We start from the raw sequence: 19,447 nt of genomic DNA on the forward strand, positions 1-19,447 counted from the left end.
CGAGCTTAAGTGAAACAAACGATCCGAGGCAAAGGATCGATTGTGAGTGGGACGTGACGCCATGCGGCAGCGACCCTTGTGTGCATTGTCGAAGAACAAAGGCCAAGACTATGAACGACCAACACTGGGGACCAACCATCAGTGGCGATATCGTGGTCATCGGCGGCGGCTCGGCGGGCATCGGCCTGCTGGCCAGCCTGCTCAAGCGCGACCCGCAGTTGAACCTCATCCTGATCGAACCCAGCACCGACCATTACTACCAACCGGCCTGGACCCTGGTGGGCGGCGGCGCCCATGACATTCGCAAAACCATGCGCCCCATGGCCCGGGTGTTGCCCGATGGTGTGACCTGGGTGCAGGCGGCGGTCAGCCAGTTGCTGCCCGACGAACAGGCCCTGGTGCTCGACAGTGGCCAGCGTGTGACCTGGAACAACCTGATCGTCTGCCCCGGCCTGCGCCTGGCCTGGGAGAAAATCGAGGGCCTGGAACAGACCCTGGGCCACAACGGCGTCACCTCCAACTACAGCTACCAGCACGCGCCCTACACCTGGCAACGGGTGCAGCAGCTCAAGGGCGGCAAGGCGATCTTTACCCAACCGGCGATGCCGATCAAATGCGCCGGTGCGCCGCAAAAAGCCATGTACCTGTCTTGCGACCACTGGCTCAAGCAGGGTGCCCTGGACACTATTGATGTTGAATTCAACCTGGCCGGTGCCGCGTTGTTCGGCGTGGCGACCTTTGTCCCGCCGTTGATGAACTACGTCGAAAAATATGGCGCGCGGTTGGCCTTCAATTCCAACCTGATCAAGGTCGACGGCCCGGCGCGCAAGGCCTGGTTCGAGGTCAAGGACGCCGAGGGCAATCTCAGCATCGAAGAAAAGTCCTTCGACATGCTGCACGTCGTGCCGCCACAGGTGGCGCCGGACTTTATCCGCCACAGCCCACTGACCGACGCCGCCGGCTGGTGCGAAGTCGACCCCCACAGCCTGCAACAGGTGCGTTACCCCCATATCTTCGCCCTGGGCGATGTGTGCTCCACCAGCAATGCCAAGACGGCCGCCGCCGTACGCAAGCAAATCGTGGTGGTGGCCGAGAACCTGCTGGCCTTGCGCAAACAGGCGCCATTGCCGCTCAAGTACGACGGTTACGGCTCCTGCCCGCTGACGGTGGAGAAGGGCAAGGTGGTGCTGGCCGAGTTTGGTTATGGCGGCCGCCTGTTGCCGACCTTTGCCCTCGACCCTACCGTGGCGCGGCGTTCGGCGTGGTTCTTGAAGGCCACACTGCTGCCGTGGTTCTACTGGAACGGCATGCTCAAGGGTCGCGAATGGCTGACCCGCCTGGCCAAGGTGGAGTGAGAGAACCCTATGCTGCTGGCAAGTTTTTTTGGCGTGATGATGGGTTTGGTGATGGGGCTGACCGGCGCCGGGGGCGGGATTCTCGGGGTGCCGGCGTTGGTGCTGGGGCTGGGCTTGACCATGACCGAAGCGGCGCCGGTGTCGTTGTTTGCGGTCGGTGCGGCCGCGGCAGTCGGTGCGCTTGATGGCCTGCGCCATGGCCTGGTGCGTTACCGCGCGGCGCTGTTGATCGCATTGCTGGGCGCGCTGTTCTCGCCGCTGGGGGTGTTCTTCGCCCATCAGTTGCCGGACAAGATCCTGATGGGCCTGTTCAGCGCGCTGATGGTGCTGGTGGCCTGGCGCATGCTGCGGCGCGAGAAGGTCGAGGCCGGCCCCAGCGACCATGGCGCAGCCTCCTGGGGGCAAAAGAACTGCATGCTTGATCAACAGACCGGGCGCTTTTCCTGGACCGCCAAATGCACCGCGACCCTGGCGGCATTGGGTGCGGTGACGGGGGCGGTATCGGGCCTGCTCGGCGTGGGCGGCGGCTTTCTGATTGTGCCGGCGTTCAAGCAACTGACCGATGTGCAGATGCGCGGGATCGTCGCCACGTCGTTGATGGTGATCAGCCTGATCTCGCTGATCGGCGTGGTCGGCGCGTTCCATGCCGGGGTAGTGATCGACACCATGGGCTGGGTGTTTATTGCTGCCAGCATCGTCGGCATGCTCGCTGGCCGCCGCCTGGGGTCGCGGGTCCCGGCGCGGGCCTTGCAGATCGGCTTTGCCAGCCTGTGTGTGGTGGTAGCCGGCGGGATGCTGTTCAACGCCCTCTAACCTGCACACCGCCCAACCTGTAGGAGCGAGCTTGCTCGCGAAGGTCGTTAACGATCACGCGGGGCATAGGTATCTACACAACTATCTTCTTGGTGTGTGTACATATCCGTTGCTGCGGTCACGGCCACTTAGGGTTCCGCCCTGACGGCGGGTCACTTTGGAAAAGCCCCAAAGTAACCAAAAGGCTCTTGCCGGTATGACTCACCCACATGGGTTACAAATCAGTTCACGCACATAGGTAACAGTTTTTAACTGGCAGGGTCGATTTCGCGAGGATCTGACCATGCCCTGGAAAGAGCTGAAACCTATGGACCTTAAAGTACTGTTCATTGCCGATTACCTGTCCCAGAAGCACAGCCTTAGCCAGCTGTGCCGGGACTATGAGGTCAGCCGCAAGACTGGGTATAAGTGGATCAGGCGTTACGAGGCAGAGGGCCCGAGTGGGCTTGATGAGCGTAGCCGCTGCCGCCACAACCAAACCTACGTGGTGCCCTTGGCTGTGAAACAGGCAATCGTTGAATTTCGCTTAAGTGGCGAGACGATTCCCGGCCCGAAAAAGATTCAGAATAGTCTCATCCAGCGTTTCCCAGATCAGGATCCGCCCTCGAAGACGACCATTTACAACATTCTCAAGGCAGCTGATTTGATTACCCCCAAGCCATTGCGCCGACGGGTGGCTGTGTATCCCAAGCCTTTACGCAAGGCAGAAAATCCCAACCAGTTATTCAGCGCTGATTACAAAGGCCAATACCTGACCGGAGCAGGGATTTGGTGTTATCCGCTGACGATCATGGATCATGCCAGCCGGTTTTTGCTGGCGTGCCAGAGCATGAGCAGCACCAATCTGAAGGAAACCCAGCAAACCTTCGAAAGGGTTTTTCGCGAATACGGCCTGCCAGAGCGCATTCGTACCGACAACGGCATACCGTTTGCCAGCACCAGTCGAGCGGGGTTGTCACAGCTGTCGATCTGGTGGATGAGACTTGGGATCATTCCTGAGCGGATCGAGCCAGGTCGCCCAGATCAGAATGGGCGGCATGAGCGTATGCACCGAACGCTGAAAAGCACGTTACCTCACCCGTCGGCAATTGCCTGGGAAGCCCAGCAGCGCCACTTTGATCGCTTCCTGCAGCACTATAATTACGAGCGTGGGCACGAGGCGCTTGGCCAGAAAACGCCTGCCGCTTGCTATACGCCTTCAACTCGAATGTACCCGGAGAAGCTACCGGAAATGACCTATGCGAGCCATATTGAGAGTTACCTGGCCGACAGTAGCGGAATCATCAATCGAGGAGGCATGCGGGTTTATATCGGCAATTTACTTCGTCACCAGACCATCGGAATGGAGATGATTGGTGATGGGGTATGGAATGTAATCTTCGGTCCGGTGATCTTGGGCCATGTGAATGCGAGAGATGCAAAGAACGGTTATGTCTCAATCAAAGTGTCACCTATGTGAATGCACTTTTTTGTAACCCATGTGGTTGTCCCGTACATGCCCCACCACTCGGTGCCTCGCCTAGGCTCGGCATGCCCGCAGTCAGGCATTGCTCCGTGGGCCCGCCGCGATCGGCCATCCATGGCCGTGTCGCGGCTACCCCGGCATCCATGCCGGGGTGCCCACTGCGCAATACCTGCCTGCGGCCATCGTGGTTTGACGGGGCGCCTGAGATCAAAAGCCAGATCAAAAGCAGAGCAACAGCAACAGCAACAGCAACGCCAGAGCGCGCAGCTGCATCCCCCTGTGGGAGCTGGCTTGCCTGCGATTACGCCAGCAAGAACACCTCGGGGTGTCAGATACCCAACGTCATCGTTAACGACCTTCGCGAGCAAGCTCGCTCCTACCGGTGTAAGCCTTAAGTGGCGGGCCCTCGCTGTCGTCCAAAGCACCGCGCATCCCCCTCCAAGGCAGCGTTTAACCGCGCAGCCGGCCTTTCGATAATCGCCTCCGACACCCAGACCCCCCGTCGCGGAGCGCGCCATGCATAACAATAAGAACTTCCCCCGTCGTCTGTTGCCAGCCTTTATCGCCAGCCTCGGCTTGAGCTCGCTGGCCCAGGCCGAGATCGTGCTGTACGACAAGGACCAGACCACATTCTCCACCGATGGCTATATCAACGCCTTCTACGTCAACAGCGATGTGGATCGGGCCGGTGAGCAATACGACCGGCGCCAGTCGCGGGTGAAGATGGGCTTTTTGCCCAACTACCTGGGCTTCAACATGGGCAAGCAGGTCGATGACCTCAAGCTCGGCGCCCGTGCTTCGTTCTGGGTGACCATCAACGACAGCGAAACCAACGGCACCGACACCGCCATCGACGTCCGCCAGTTCTACGGCACCGTGGCCAACCCCGAGTGGGGCGAAGTGCTGATCGGCAAGGACTTCGGCCTGTTCGCCCGCTCCAACATCCTGCTCGATGAACTCCTCGCCGGTTACGGCCAGGTCAGCGACAGCCTGGGCCTGGTGGATGGCGGTGGTGTGTCGTTCGGCAATATCGGCAGCGGCTACCCGTACCCGTTCCCCACCTCGCAAATCACCTACCGCACCCCGGTGATGGAAGGCCTGCGGGTGGCCGTGGGCATCATGGACCCGGTCGATACCAACGACAGCAGCGCCCTGGGCAAGGCCTACCAGAAAAACCCGCGCACCGAGAGCGAGATCACCTACCAGTTCGACGTGGGCGGGGCGAAGATCTACAGCTGGCTCAATGGCAGCTACCAGACGTCGGACAACACCGACTCCACCGTCGAATCGGTGACCTCCAAAGGCCTGGGCTACGGCGTGCAGGCGAAGATGGGCGGCTTGTCGCTCACCGGTTCCGGCTTCCAGGCCAAGGGCATCAACCCGTTCTTCACCAACAACGCGGGTGAGGCCACGCTGCGTAATGTCGACAGCAACGGCTACCTGTTGCAGGGCTCCTACAAACTGGGCAAGAACCGTCTGGCGCTGTCCTACGGCAAGACCAAGGACGACGGCAACGGCGTGGTCGGCAGCGGCGCGGATTATGAAACCCGTGGCATTGCCCTGTTCCATGACATCAACGACAACCTGAAGCTGGTGGCCGAGTACAACCAGTTCGAGATCAGCGGCCACGACACCAGTGCGCAGAACGAAGACACCGATACCTTTGCCGTAGGTGCGGTGCTCACCTGGTAATGACCTGGAACGGGATCAAAATGTGGGAGCGGGCTTGCTCGCGAATGCGGTGGATCAGTCAAATAAATACTGAATGACACACCGCTTTCGCGAGCAAGCCCGCTCCCACATTTTTTGATCTCATTTCACATGGATTGCTCGCCAACCTGGCGTTCTCATCCCATCGAAGCCCCGACCCAGTACCCAAGTAGCATAGGTCGCCATCCCGCGCGTTCGTACACTTGAGCTTAAACGGCGGAGGTGACCATGCAACAGGTGCACAGCGAAGGCGTAGTCACAGCCATGTCCCAGGCCAGCGAGGCGTGGCAGGTGGCCGATGAGCTGGCCAGCCAGTTGTTGCACCCGTACCTGGGGTTTGTGCTGTTCTTCTGCTCGGCTACCTACGATCTGCAGGCCCTCGGCCAGGCCCTGCAACAGCGCTTTGGTGGCGTGCGCGTGGTGGGTTGCACCAGCGCCGGCGAGATCACGCCCCAGGGCTATGGGCGCAATTGCGTGACGGCGGTGGGGTTTGATCATGCGCACTTTTCCATCGCCACCGAACTGATCGACCAGGTTGAACACTTCAGCCTGATCGACGCCCAGCAAATGGTCGAGCGCCTGGTGGGCGGTTGTCGCAGCAACACCCTGGCGCCGATCAAGGGCAACAGCTTTGCCTTGACCCTGCTCGATGGCCTTTCCAGCCGTGAAGAAATGGTCCTCGCCGCCTTGAGCGCGGCGCTCGGCGATATCCCGCATTTTGGTGGCTCGGCCGGTGATGACAACCACTTGACCCACACCCACGTGTATTTCGACGGCGCCTTCCACAGCGGCGCTGCCGTCGTGGTGCTGGTCAATACCTGGCTGGATTTCGAGGTGTTTACCACCCACCACATCCTGCCCCGCGCGCAGAAACTGGTGGTGACGGGGGCCGACAGCACCTCGCGGCGGGTGTTTGAGCTCAATGCCGAACCTGCCGCCGAAGAATACGCGCGGCATATCGGCGTGGCGGTGGCGCAACTTGACCACCGGATCTTCGCCGCCCACCCGTTGGCGGTGCGCATCAACGATCAGTACTACGTGCGCGCAATCCAGCAGGTCCACGATGACCTGAGCCTGAGCTTCTACTGCGCAGTGGAAAACGGCATCGTCCTTACCGCCATGACCCCAGGCCCGATCCTGCCCAACCTGCAGACCCTGTTCGACGGCCTGCAGGCGCGTCTTGGCGACCTGTTGCTGACCATCGGCTGCGACTGTTTCCTGCGGCGCCTGGAACTGGAAGACCACGGCACCCTGGAGCCGATCGGCACCTTTTTGCGCGAGCAGCGGGTGATCGGGTTCAACACCTACGGAGAGCAGTTCAATGGCATGCACATCAACCAGACCTTTACCGGGGTCGCCATTGCCCGTGGTCGAACCCCTGGACAGCGCTGAACTGCGCGCGCAGATCAGCGCGCTGCAGCAGGACAATCGCAAGCTGGCGCGGATCAACGCCGCGCTGATCGAGCGTGTCGAATCGGGCGCGACCCGTGGCAACGACCCCTATGCGGCGTTCCAGCATTCAGTGGTGCTGGCCGAGCAGGTGCGCGAACGTACCGATGCGTTGAACCAGGCCATGGCCGAACTCAAGGCCAGCAACCATCTACTGAGTGATGCACGACTGCGGGCAGAAACCGCGCACCAGCATTTGATCGATGCCATCGAGAGCATTTCCGATGCCTTCGTGCTGTTCGACCAGCACCAACATATCGTGTTGTTCAACAGCCGTTTCCAGGGATTCTGGAGCAACAGTCCGGTGCAGATTGTCGCGGGCATGGGCCTGCGCGAGGTCAAGCGGCTGATGACGGTCAACGGCCTGTTCACCGAAGAAGCCCACGGGCACGCCGATGAGACGCTGTTTTATCGCCTGGATAACGGGCGCTGGCTGCAAGTCAGCGAACGGCCGACCCAGGACGGCGGGCGGGTGATTCTGTTTACCGATATCACCGACGTCAAACTGGCCGAGACCCTGCGCCGAGAACAAGCCGTCGCGCAGAAGTCCCAGGAGAGTGAACGCTGGATCCGGTTGATCACCGACCATGTGCCAGCGTTGATTGCCTACCTCAATGCCGACCTGGTCTACGAGTTCACTAATAAGGTGTACGAGCAATGGTATTGCTGGGCTCAGGGCGCGATGCTCGGCAAAAGCCTGCGCCAGGCCCACAGCGAGCAGCATTACCAACGCCTGGAGGCCTACGTGGCGCAGGCGTTGGCGGGGGAGAGCGTGACGTTTGAGTTCGCCGAAACCAACATCAATCACCAGGAGCGCTACATGCTGCGCTCCTATGTGCCCAACCGCCTGGCCAGTGGCGAGGTGGTGGGGATCTTTGTGCTGATCCGCGACATCACCGAGCGCCGGCGCACCGCCGAGGCCCTGCATCAGGCCTATCAGAACCTGGAATTGCGGGTGCGCGAGCGCACGGCGGAACTGACTTCGCTCAACGACCAACTGCTGCAGGAAATCGACGAGCGCCGCCGCGTGGAATCGCGCCTGCGTGAAGCCAAGCTGGAAGCCGAGCAGGCCAACCTGTCGAAAACCAAGTTTCTCGCGGCGGTCAGCCATGACCTGTTGCAACCGCTCAACGCCGCGCGCTTGTTTACCGGCGCCTTGCTGGAACGGCGCGACCCGGTGGCCAACGAGACCCTGGTGCGCAACGTCAGCAACTCCCTGGAGGATGTGGAAAACCTGCTGGGCACCCTGGTGGATATTTCCAAACTCGATGCGGGGGTGATCAAGGCCGATATCGCGCCGTTTGCCTTGAGCGAACTGCTGGACAACCTCGCCGCCGAATACACCCAAGTGGCGCGCAGCGAAGGCTTGCAGCTGCATTTCATTGGCTGCTCGGCCCTGGTGCGCAGCGATATCCAGTTGCTGGCGCGGATCCTGCGCAATCTGTTGAGCAATGCCATCCGTTACACCTACAGCGGGCGTGTGGTGCTGGGGTGTCGGCGTGAGCATCAGCGCTTGTCGATCCAGGTCTGGGACACCGGCATGGGCATCGCCGAGGAGCGGTTGGAGGAGATTTTCCAGGAGTTCAAGCGCGGCGATGTGCAACGCCCCGACCAGGATCGCGGGTTGGGCCTGGGCCTGGCGATTGTGGAGAAAATCGCCAGCATCCTCGGGCACCGGATCACCGTGCGCTCGTGGCCGGGCCGCGGTTCGATGTTCAGTGTGCAGGTGCCGCTGAGCAGTACCGCACCCAAGGCCTTGCCCAAGCCTGTGATGAGCGAGCCGATGCTGGAACGTTTACAGGGCGCACGGGTGTGGGTGCTGGATAACGACGCGGCGATCTGCGCCGGCATGCGCACCTTGCTTGAAGGCTGGGGCTGCCAGGTGGTGACGGCGTTGTCCGAGCAGGACCTGGCGCGGCAGGTGGACAACTACCATGCCCAGGCGGATCTGCTGATTGCCGACTATCACCTGGACGACGAGCGCAATGGCGTGGACGCGGTGGCCAGGATCAATGCGCGGCGGGCCAGCGCGATCCCGGCGATGATGATCACCGCCAACTACAGCAACGAGCTGAAACAGCAGATCCGCGAACTGGGGCACACCTTGATGCACAAGCCGGTACGGCCGATGAAACTCAAGACCGCCATGAGCCACCTCTTGGGCCGCCCCTGACACCGCCTCGATCAAAATGTGGGAGCGGGCTTGCTCGCGAAAGCGGTGGATCAGTCAAATAAATGCTGAATGACACACCGCTTTCGCGAGCAAGCCCGCTCCCACATAGACCTTTAGCGCCGCAGGTAGGACCCAAAGTCGATATCCCCGGCACTGAGGATCGCCTGCACCCGATTATGCACATTCAACTTGCGCAGGATCGCCGACACGTGGGCCTTCACTGTCGTCTCGGCAATTTCCAGGGTGTAGGCAATCTGTTTGTTCGACTCGCCCTTGGTCATGCGCTCGAGTACCAGCAACTGCTTGCGGGTCAGGGCCTGGAGCAGTTCCGGGGCGAAGGCCGGGTTATCGTGCATGCGCCGCTGGCCGGGGTTTTTCTGGGTGCGGATGATATCCGGCGGCAGGTACACGTTGCCATTGAGGATCTGCTGGATCGCCTCGGTCATCTGCGCCCGTGGCGAGGACTTGGTGATAAACCCTACAGCACCGTAGGTAATGGCCTGCAGCACGATCTGCTTGTCCTGCTCGGCCGAGACAATCACCACCGGAATCGTCGGCGCTTCGTTGCGCAAGTTGATCAGGCCATTGAGGCCGTGCATGCCGGGCATGTTCAGGTCCAGCAGGATCAGGTCGAGGTCGTCGTGCTCCTGGGTCAGGGCCAGGGCGCTGTCCAGGTCGGCGGTTTCCATCACTTCGCTACCGGCAAAACCGTCGCTGATGACGTTATGGATCGCTTCGCGAAACAGCGGGTGATCGTCGGCAATCAGAATTTTGTACATGGCCGTTCACCTTTTTATTGTGGTTGTTCAGGGGCAAGCTCAAAGGGCTCAGGGTGCGCCGCAGTGACGGGCAGCTTCGCTGCCTCCCACGCGTCCAGGCCATCGCGATACCAATACACAGCGCTATAGCCCAAGGCTTTGGCCCGTTTTACCGCGTTCCAACTCAGCCAGCAATCGGAGCGGCAGTAGAACACCAACGGTTGCGCCAGGTTACCGTCGCTGTAGGTGTACAGGTGGCGGGCGAAGTAGCTTTGCCATTCGGGCGTCAGCTCGCCGTCGCCGGTATTGGCCAGCCAATGGCTGCCGGGCAGGTTGGCGTGGGGCTGGTCTTCGATGAACTGGCCGTGTAGCCATTGCCGGCGGTAAACGTCAATCAGCACCGGGCGCGGCTGTTGTGTCAGCAGCGCCTGCAAGGCCTGGGTATCGACGATGGTCGCGCCCGGCAAGTGGTCTGGGGTAGGGCTGCGGTAGAGGTTGATGCGGTAGCCGTCGCGGGAAAACAACGCGCTTGGCGCCTCGGCAGCCGCCAACAGCGGGGTCAGCGACAGCACGGCAACCAGGGTCAGTCGGGCGGGCAGCATGGCAGGTACGATCCTTATAGTTATGCGCCCATTACATGCCAGTCGCGCTGCCTTGGGAATGCGACGATAGACAGCAAAACCAGTACCAAAGTAGTAAATCACCCGCCGCTTGGGGGCTCTAGCATGAACGCAACGCTCATCCCCAGGAGTTGTACGATCATGCGAATTCTCAAGGCGCTGCTCTTGCCGTTTTTGCTGATCCTCAGCCTGATCGGGGTCGACAAGCTCCACGGCCCGCGACCGTCGCTCATTCCTATGATGCAAGTGCATGCATCATGAATATCCTGCTGGTGGACAAGCACGCGGTGGTGCGCCTGGGGTACGCCAGCCTATTGCGCCCGCTGTTGCCGGGCGTCGAAGTCCGCGAGGCGGGCAGCGGTGAAGAGGCGCTGCTGCGGGTGCAGGAAGCCGTGCCCAACCTGGTGATCAGCGGTGTCGGCCTGCCAGGCATCAGCGGCCTGGAAACCACCCGCCGCCTGCGCCAGCGCCTGCCGCAATTGCGCGTGTTGTTTTTCAGCCAGCACGATGAGCTGCCCCTGGTACGCCAGGCCCTGGAGACCGGGGCGTCGGGCTATATCACCAAGGGCGCGACGCCTGCGGTGATGACTGAAGCGGTGCAACGCATCCTCGACGGCCACACCTATATCGAACAGGCCCTGGCCACCGAGCTGGCCTACCATCCGGGCGATCATCGGTTGCAGGGCATGACAGCGCGTGAGCTGGAGATTTTCCTGATGCTGGCCAAGGGCACACCCACCCGTTCGATCGCTGATCAGCTGAGTATCAGCAGCAAGACCGTGTCCAATCACTTGACGTTGCTCAAGAGCAAATTACAGGTGACTTCCCATGCCGAACTGGTGCACGTGGGGATTGATATGGGGCTGGTCAGGGCCGCGGGATGATCAATATTTGATCGCGGTTGATAGCGTTAGATTATGGCCTTAATGCTTTTGATGTTGGCGCTCAATTGAACGGGCCAAAATGGATCCAAAATATGAAAAAAACTTCGATTAAATGAGTTTTATCATCCCAAGGCGCTTACAAATTCAGCGTATCTATGCAGAATTGTCCTACAAGTAATGGCACCGTGCCATTTAGTGCTCAGGGACGACCTCAGTCATGAACCGCATTTTCAGTGTGATCTGGAATCACAGCCTTAACGCGTGGGTGGTTGCCAGCGAAAACGCCAGCCGACAGGGCAAGCGCGGTAGCGTTGGTGCGGTTCATAACGTGGAAGATAGCGAGCTGTGCGCCCCGTTGCGCACCCTGCAGTTTGCGATTGCGCTGATACTCGGCGGTGCCGTCCTGGTGCCGGCCTCCGCGCTGGCATCTGGTTTGCCTACCGGTGGTCAGGTGGTGCTGGGCAGCGGGCAAATCCTTACGCCCGACCAGCAGCAGATGGTCATCAACCAAACCACGCAAAAACTCGCCATCGACTGGCAGAGCTTCAACATCGGTGCCGACAAGAAAGTCACCTTCGTCCAGCCCGGCAAGGACTCCGTGGCCCTGAACCGCGTGGTCGGCAGTGATGGCTCGAAGATCATGGGCCAACTGAACGCCAATGGACAGGTGTTCCTGGTCAACCCCAATGGCGTGCTATTCGGCAAAGGCTCGTCGGTGGATGTCGGTGGCCTGGTGGCCTCGACCCTGGATATAACCAACAGCGACTTTGCCGCCGGCAACTATAAGTTCCAGGGCAAAGGCAGTGCCGACAATGCCAGTGTGGTCAACCAGGGCACGCTCAAGGCCGGCGACGGCGGCGCGGTGGCGCTGCTGGGCGGGACCGTGAGCAACCAGGGGGTGATCGCCGCCAAGCTGGGCAGCGTGGCTCTGGCCGCCGGCAATAGGGTGACATTGGACTTTGCCGGCGACGGCCTGCTCAACGTACAGGTGGATGAAGCCACCAAGAATGCCCTGGTGGAAAACCGCCAATTGATCCAGGCCGACGGCGGCCAGGTGATCATGACCGCCAAGGCCAGCGACGCCTTGCTGCAAACCGTGGTCAACAACACCGGGGTGATCGAAGCCCATACCCTGGGCGAGAAGGGCGGCAAGATCGTCCTGCTCGGCGGTTTTGACGGTGGCACGGTGCAAGTGGCCGGCACCCTGGATGCCTCGGCGCCGAGCGGCGGCAACGGTGGGTTTATCGAGACCTCCGGTGCCCACGTCAAGGTGGCCGACAGCGCAAAAATCACCACGGCAGCGGCCAAGGGCAAGACCGGCAACTGGCTGATCGACCCGACTGACTACACCATCGCCGCGACCGGTGGCGACATCACCGGGGCCGCTGTCAGCGACCGGTTGAAAACCACCAACATGACCGTTGCGACCGTCGCCACCGGTTCTGGCGCGGGCAATATCAACGTCAACGACACTGTGGTCTGGAACGCCAACACCCTGACCCTGACCGCCCACAACAACGTCAATATCAACAAGGAAATATTCGGCTCCGGCAGCGCCAAACTGGCCGTGGAATATGGCCAGGGTGCGGTCGCAGCGGGCAGTACCAGCAGCATCAATATCAAGGCCCCGGTCAACCTGGCGGCAGGGCAGAATTTCAGCACCAGGCAAGGCAGCGACGGCACGCGTGTGGACTACACCGTGATCACCAGCCTCGGTGCGATGGGCAGCGTCACTGGCCTGGACCTGCAAGGGATCAATGGTGCGTTGAGCGGCAACTTTGTGCTGGGTAGCAATATCAACGCCGCAGCCACGGCTACCTGGAACGGCGGTAAGGGCTTCGATTCCCTGGGCACGGTCGCAGGCGGCGAGTTTACCGGCACCTTTGATGGGCTGGGCCACAGCATCAGTAACCTGAGCATGAATCGCACCACCACCGATGCCGGCTTGTTCGGCGCTGTGAGTGCCACCGGCGCGGTGCGCAATGTGGGGTTGACCAATGTGTCGATCGCGTTGACGGGCACGCTGGTCGACGTCTTCCCGTCGATTTACGCCGTCGGCGCCTTGGTGGGTTACAACCGTGGGTGGGTCGACAACAGCTACGCCAGCGGTGCGGTCACCGGCACCGACTATGTACAACTGGGCGGGCTGGTGGGCACCAACACCGGTATCGTCAGCAACAGCCATACCGCAGGCACCGTGACGTCGACCAACTACGCCGGCGCGGCGGGGCTGGTCTCGTTGAACACCGACACAGGTATTGTGCGCAACAGCTATTCCACGGCGAATGTGATCGGTTTGCGCGGGGCGGGGCTTGGCGGCCTGGTGGTGCGCAACGAGGGGCGCATCGAAAACAGCAGTGCGACGGGGAATGTCACCAGTACGACTAACGCGCAGTACAACGGTGGTCTGGTTTCGGCCAACCGGGCGACGGGGGTCATCACCAACAGCTACGCCACGGGTAACGTTACCGGTGGCGGCACGGCGGGTGGGCTGGTGGGTAACAACTTCTTGGGCGGGCAGATCACCAATAGCTACGCCACCGGCAATGTGGGTATCAACGGGGTCGGCAGCGGCGCGTACAACGGTGGCTTGGTTGGGGCCAATCGGGGCAGTTTGAGCAACGTCTACAGTACCGGCTCGGTAACCGGCGCCCTCACCAATACGGCCAACAATGGTGGGCTGGTGGGTCTGAATGCCGGAGGCACCATCGTCAATGCCTATTCGGTGGGCAAGGTCACCGGCTCCGCTTCGGGTGGCCTGATTGGCCGGCACAGCGGTGGTTCGGTCACCAGCGGCTACTACAACATGACTGTCAACCCAGGGCTTTCAGGCTGGGGTAACGACGTCAGTACCGGTGATGTAGGTAGCGGTGCCGCAGTGGGCTTGAGTTCCGCGCAAATGAAGCAGACCTCCAGCTTCCAGGGCTTTAACTTCAGCGCTTCACCTGGCGCAACAGGCAATGCCTGGGTGATGGTCAATGCTGATAGCAGCGGCATCAACAACGGCAGCAGTGGCACGCTGCCGATGCTGGCCAGCGAGTATTCCACGACCATCACCAACGCCCACCAACTGCAGTTGGTGGCCATGGACCGCAACGCCACATACACCCTGGGCCGCGATATCGTCGCCGGGGCCACGGCGGGAACGACTGATGTGTGGAATGGCACTTTTGTGCAACTGGGCGAGGCCAATCGAGGGATAAATTTCACGGGCAGCCTTGACGGCCAAGGGCACGTGATCAAAAACCTGAAGATTGATCGCGGCAATCAGCAATATAACGGGCTGTTTGGTGCGATCTCCGAGACGGGACGCGTCAGTAACCTGGGGCTTGACGGTGGCAGTATCAGCGGCGCGGCTTACACCGGTTCCATTGTCGGTTACAGCCTCGGGACGCTGACGGGCACTTTCTCCAGTGCGACGGTGACAGCTGAGGTCTATGCCGGTGGCTTGGTTGGGCAGCAAGGAGGGGGCAGTATTTCCAACTCCTATTTCAGCGGCTCTGTGACGGCAACGGCTGACTTGGCTGGCGGTTTGGTTGGGCAACTGGACGGCGGCAGCTTATCGAACAACTTCGTCAGTGGCCGGGTGACGGCTAGCTCGGGAAATGGGTTCGCTGGTGGGATCATGGGTTCCAATTTCGGTAATACCGTGTCTTCCGGCAATTTCTGGGACACCAACGCGACGGGGCAGCTTTATGCCGAGGGCGAGTGGATGGTTTTGCCGACGCAATCCGGTGGACTGACCACAACACAAATCCAGACCCTATCCACCTTTTCCAACGCCGGCTGGGACCTGGACAAGACCTGGGTGGTTTACAACGGTGGTTCTGGCCCGCTGCTGCGCAGCTTCATGACCCAGTTGAACGTGGTGGCTGGCGACGTCACGAAAACCTACGACGGCACTGCCTTCGGCGGCGCCTATACGCCAAACCTTGACGCCGACAGTCGACTGACCGGCTCACTGGTGTTGGGCGGCACTGGCGTCGGTGCGATCAATGCTGGCGACTACAGCCTGAAATTGAGCGGACTTGCCTCGACAGGTGGGCAGTTCGGCTATTCGATCAACTACATCGACGGCACCTTGTCGGTGAACAAGGCCACCCTGAGCACGGCCGGCACCACGGTCAACAACAAGGCGTATGACGGCACCACTCTCGCCATCCTGGGCGGTAGTACGCTGTCCGGGCTCCTGGCCGCAGATATCGGCAGGGTCACATTGACCGGCGCGTTCGCCAGCAAGGACGCCGGCACTGGCATCCAGGTCGACCTGGGCCTGGGCGGCCTCGGTGCGGGTAACTACAGCCTCGATACCAGCAGCCCGCTGAGCGCCAATATTACCCCCAGAGCCTTGAGCATCACTGGCCTGACGGCCGACAGCAAGGTCTATGACGGCACGACCTCCGTCAGTCTCCAGCCGTTTGCTCATCTCAGTGGCCTGGTGGTTGGCGAATCAGTGAGCATGACCTTGAGCGGTCAATTCGCCGACGCCAATGCCGCCAACGGGAAAAACGTGCAGATCAACGTGGCCCTGGGCGACGCCGGCGGCCTTGCCCGCAACTACAACATAAACCCTCTGGACATCAGCCCGGTGCTTGCCAACATCACCCAGAAGGTCCTGACCATCAGTGGCCTGACGGCGAACAAGGTCTACGATGGCAGCGCTTCGGTGGCCTTGAGCGGTGGCACCCTCAATGGCCTGGTGGGCACGCAGACCCTGGGGTTTGACGCTATCGGCAACTTTGTGGACAAACATGCGGGTGTCGGCAAGGCCGTGACGGTTGCCGGTGTGACCTTGAGTAACGGCTCGGGGCTTGCGCAAAACTACACGGTCAGCCAGCCGGCCGGCCTGAGCGGTGACATTTCCAAGGCCGTCATCAGCGGCATCAGCGGCCTGACTGCCGTCAGCAAGGTCTACAACGGCAATACCGACGCCGCCCTCAGCTCCCTAGGTGCGACGATCAACGGAAAAGTCAGCGGGGATGACGTGGTATTGGCCAGCGCCGCCAGCGAGTTCACCAACAAGAATGCCGGCAATGACAAGACGGTCCTGATCAGCAATATCACCCTGTCAGGCAGCGACCTGGGCAACTACACCTTCGTCAACAACACGGCCACGGCCACGGCCAGTATTACGCCCAAGGCCTTGATGATTACCGGCATGAGCGTGGTCGACAAGGTTTATGACGGTCGCCTCACGGCCTCGCTGAGCGGCGGTTCGCTGAGTGGTTTGGTTGGGAATGAAACCCTCGGGGTGACAGGTCTTACCGCCACCTTTGCGGACAAAAACGTCGGCACTGACAAGGTCGTGACGGCCAGCGGTACAACCCTGGTCAATGGTGGCAACGGCGGCCTGGCCAGTAACTACAGCCTTGCCAATCCAACGGGATGGACTGCCGATATCACCGCCAAGACCCTGACCGTTTCCGGGATCACCGCCAATAGCAAGATTTACGACGGCACCACGGCGGCCACCTTGTCCGGTGGCGTGCTCAGCGGTTTGGTCAGCGGTGAAACCCTGAGCCTCAACACATTGGCCGGGGTGTTCCTGGACGCCAACGTCGGTAATGCCAAAACGGTCACCGTCAGCGGTGGCGGCTTGGCCGATGGTACCGGCCTGGCCAGTAACTACATCCTGCGCAGCCCCACGGGTTTGAGCGCTGATATCAGCGCCAAGGCCCTGACCATCACCGGCCTGACTGCCAACGGCAAGGTATATGACGGCAACAACCTCGCCAGCCTCAGCGGTGGTGCGTTGGATGGTTTGGTGGGCAGCGAAACCCTTGGCGTCACCGGCCTTAGCGCTACGTTCAGCGATAAAAACGCCGGTATCGGCAAGACCGTAACCGCCAGCGGCGCCACCCTGGTCAATGGCAGCAACGGCGGCCTGGCCAGTAACTACATCCTGCGCAGCCCCACGGGTTTGAGCGCTGATATCAGCGCCAAGGCCCTGACCATCACCGGCCTGACTGCCAACGGCAAGGTATATGACGGCAACAACCTCGCCAGCCTCAGCGGTGGTGCGTTGGATGGTTTGGTGGGCAGCGAAACCCTTGGCGTCACCGGCCTTAGCGCTACGTTCAGCGATAAAAACGCCGGTATCGGCAAGACCGTAACCGCCAGCGGCGCCACCCTGGTCAATGGCAGCAACGGCGGCCTGGCGAGCAACTACAGCCTTAGCAATCCTGTGGGCTTGAGCGCTGATATCGGCGCCAAGGCCCTGACCATCAGCGGCATGCAGGCCAACGGCAAGGTGTATGACGGCAACAACCTCGCCAGCCTCAGCGGTGGTGCGTTGGATGGTTTGGTGGGCAATGAGACCCTCGGCGTCACCGGCCTTAGCGCTACGTTCAGCGATAAAAACGCCGGTATCGGCAAGACCGTAACCGCCAGCGGCGCCACCCTGGTCAATGGCAGCAACGGCGGCCTGGCGAGCAACTACAGCCTTAGCAATCCTGTGGGCTTGAGCGCTGATATCGGCGCCAAGGCCCTGACCATCAGCGGCATGCAGGCCAACGGCAAGGTGTATGACGGCAACAACCTCGCCAGCCTCAGCGGTGGTGCGTTGGATGGTTTGGTGGGCAATGAGACCCTCGGCGTCACCGGCCTTAGCGCGACATTCAGCGATAAAAACGCCGGCACCGGCAAGACCGTAACCGCCAGTGGCGCCACCCTGGTCAATGGCGGCAACGGCGGCCTGGCGAGCAACTACAGCCTTAGCAATCCTGTGGGCTTGAGCGCTGATATCAGCGCCAAGGCCCTGACCATCAGCGGCATGCAGGCCAACGGCAAGGTGTATGACGGCAACAACCTCGCCAGTCTCAGCGGTGGTGCGTTGGATGGTTTGGTGGGCAGCGAAACCCTTGGCGTCACCGGCCTTAGCGCTACGTTCAGCGATAAAAACGCCGGCACCGGCAAGACCGTAACCGCCAGCGGCGCCACCCTGGTCAATGGCAGCAACGGCGGCCTGGCGAGCAACTACAGCCTTAGCAATCCTGTGGGCCTGAGCGCCGATATCACCGCCAAGGCCCTGACCATCAGCGGCATGCAGGCCAACGGCAAGGTGTATGACGGCAACAACCTCGCCAGCCTCAGCGGTGGTGCGTTGGATGGTTTGGTGGGCAATGAAACCCTCGGCGTCACCGGCATTAGCGCGACATTCAGTGATAAAAACGCCGGCACCGGCAAGACCGTGACCGCCAGCGGCGCCACCCTGGTCAATGGCAGCAACGGCGGCCTGGCGAGCAACTACAGCATCAGCAATCCCATGGGCCTGAGCGCCGATATCAGTGCCAAGGCCCTGACCATCAGCGGCATGCACGCCAACGGCAAGGTTTATGACGGCAACAACCTCGCCAGCCTCAGCGGTGGCGCGTTGGATGGTTTGGTGGGCAGCGAAACCCTTGGCGTCACCGGCCTCAGCGCTACGTTCAGCGATAAAAACGCCGGGATCGGCAAGACCGTAACCGCCAGCGGCGCCACCTTGGTCAATGGCAGCAACGGCGGCCTGGCCAGCAACTACAGCATCAGCAACCCCACAGGCCTGAGCGCCGATATCAGCGCCAAAACCCTGAACGTCACCGGCATCACCGCGGGCAACAAGGTCTACGACGCCGCCACTGGCGCGGTGCTGAACCTGGCGGGTGCCGGTTTCAACGGCTTGGTGAGCGGTGACGATGTGTCTGTGCTCTCGGCCACCGGTAATTTCAGCGACAAAAATGCGGCCACCGGCAAAACCGTGAATATCAGCGATATCACCCTGGCCGGTGTGGACCTGGGCAACTATCAGGTCAGCCGCACGGCAGCCACTACGGCCGATATCACCAAGGCGGTGCTGAACGTCACCGTGGGCGATACGAGGGTCGCGCAAGGCCAAACCCCCGTGTTCGATGTGGCCTATGACGGGCTGCTCGGCACTGACAGCGTGGCTTCAGACCTGAGCGGCAGCCTGCTGTTCAGCGCACCCTCAAGTGCTAGCGCCGGTGAGTATCAGGTCAGTGCTTCGGGCCTGTCTGCCACCAACTACCAGATCGCTTACATCGATGGCCTGCTGACGGTGGATGCACCGCCGTTGGCGCCGCTGCAAACCGTGGTCGAAGTCGTCGAGCCATTGCGCAATCTGCCCAAGCCGACACAGGCCCCGGTACCCAGCGGGCTGCACCTGCCCAATGATCTCTATACCCTCGTTGACCAAGGCTTACGCCTTCCAGAAGGACTCTGATT

The 19,447-nt window shown here is 61.1% G+C and carries 10 protein-coding genes; 8 read left to right on the top strand and 2 right to left on the bottom strand.

Translation table 11 applies throughout. The annotated features are described in order from the left end of the window. Positions 1-110: 110 nt before the first annotated feature. The 6 genes from HKK57_RS20210 (at position 111) to HKK57_RS20235 (ending at position 8,965) form a co-directional block, all read left to right on the top strand. Positions 111-1,355, top strand: a complete 1,245-nt coding sequence (locus HKK57_RS20210; RefSeq protein WP_169390632.1) for an NAD(P)/FAD-dependent oxidoreductase — start codon at positions 111-113, stop codon at positions 1,353-1,355. A gap of 9 nt (positions 1,356-1,364) precedes the next feature. Further along, positions 1,365-2,168, top strand: a complete 804-nt coding sequence (locus tag HKK57_RS20215; RefSeq protein ID WP_029296519.1) for a sulfite exporter TauE/SafE family protein — start codon at positions 1,365-1,367, stop codon at positions 2,166-2,168. Between the two features lie 283 nt (positions 2,169-2,451). After that, positions 2,452-3,627: an integrase core domain-containing protein gene (locus HKK57_RS20220; RefSeq protein ID WP_169389806.1), complete on the top strand. Its 1,176-nt coding sequence runs from the start codon at positions 2,452-2,454 to the stop codon at positions 3,625-3,627. A gap of 522 nt (positions 3,628-4,149) precedes the next feature. After that, a complete protein-coding gene (locus HKK57_RS20225; protein ID WP_029296517.1) occupies positions 4,150-5,325 on the top strand; it encodes a porin in 1,176 nt (391 codons plus the stop codon). Between the two features lie 246 nt (positions 5,326-5,571). After that, a complete protein-coding gene (gene nosP, locus HKK57_RS20230; RefSeq protein WP_154908036.1) occupies positions 5,572-6,735 on the top strand; it encodes a nitric oxide-sensing protein NosP in 1,164 nt (387 codons plus the stop codon). Continuing rightward, a complete protein-coding gene (locus HKK57_RS20235) occupies positions 6,704-8,965 on the top strand; it encodes a hybrid sensor histidine kinase/response regulator (RefSeq protein ID WP_237150454.1) in 2,262 nt (753 codons plus the stop codon). Before nosP ends, HKK57_RS20235 begins: the two co-directional genes overlap by 32 nt. Before the next feature lie 113 nt (positions 8,966-9,078). On the opposite strand, the gene HKK57_RS20240 is transcribed toward HKK57_RS20235, so the two are convergent. Together HKK57_RS20240 and HKK57_RS20245 are read right to left on the bottom strand one after the other, a co-directional pair. After that, positions 9,079-9,744, bottom strand: coding sequence for a response regulator transcription factor (locus tag HKK57_RS20240; RefSeq protein ID WP_029296512.1), 666 nt, complete (start codon positions 9,742-9,744; stop codon positions 9,079-9,081). A 14-nt stretch (positions 9,745-9,758) separates the two neighbouring features. Next, a complete protein-coding gene (locus HKK57_RS20245; RefSeq protein WP_169390634.1) occupies positions 9,759-10,325 on the bottom strand; it encodes a PQQ-dependent catabolism-associated CXXCW motif protein in 567 nt (188 codons plus the stop codon). Positions 10,326-10,600: 275 nt separating this feature from the next. Between HKK57_RS20245 and HKK57_RS20250 the strand changes: the two genes are divergently transcribed. Continuing rightward, a complete protein-coding gene (locus tag HKK57_RS20250; protein WP_029296507.1) occupies positions 10,601-11,227 on the top strand; it encodes a response regulator in 627 nt (208 codons plus the stop codon). Positions 11,228-11,444: 217 nt separating this feature from the next. Next, complete coding sequence (locus HKK57_RS20255) at positions 11,445-19,445, top strand: YDG domain-containing protein (RefSeq protein WP_169390635.1); 8,001 nt, start codon at positions 11,445-11,447, stop codon at positions 19,443-19,445. Positions 19,446-19,447 lie beyond the last annotated feature (2 nt).

The sequence above is a fragment of the Pseudomonas sp. ADAK21 genome (assembly GCF_012935735.1).
Lineage (GTDB): Bacteria > Pseudomonadota > Gammaproteobacteria > Pseudomonadales > Pseudomonadaceae > Aquipseudomonas > Aquipseudomonas proteolytica.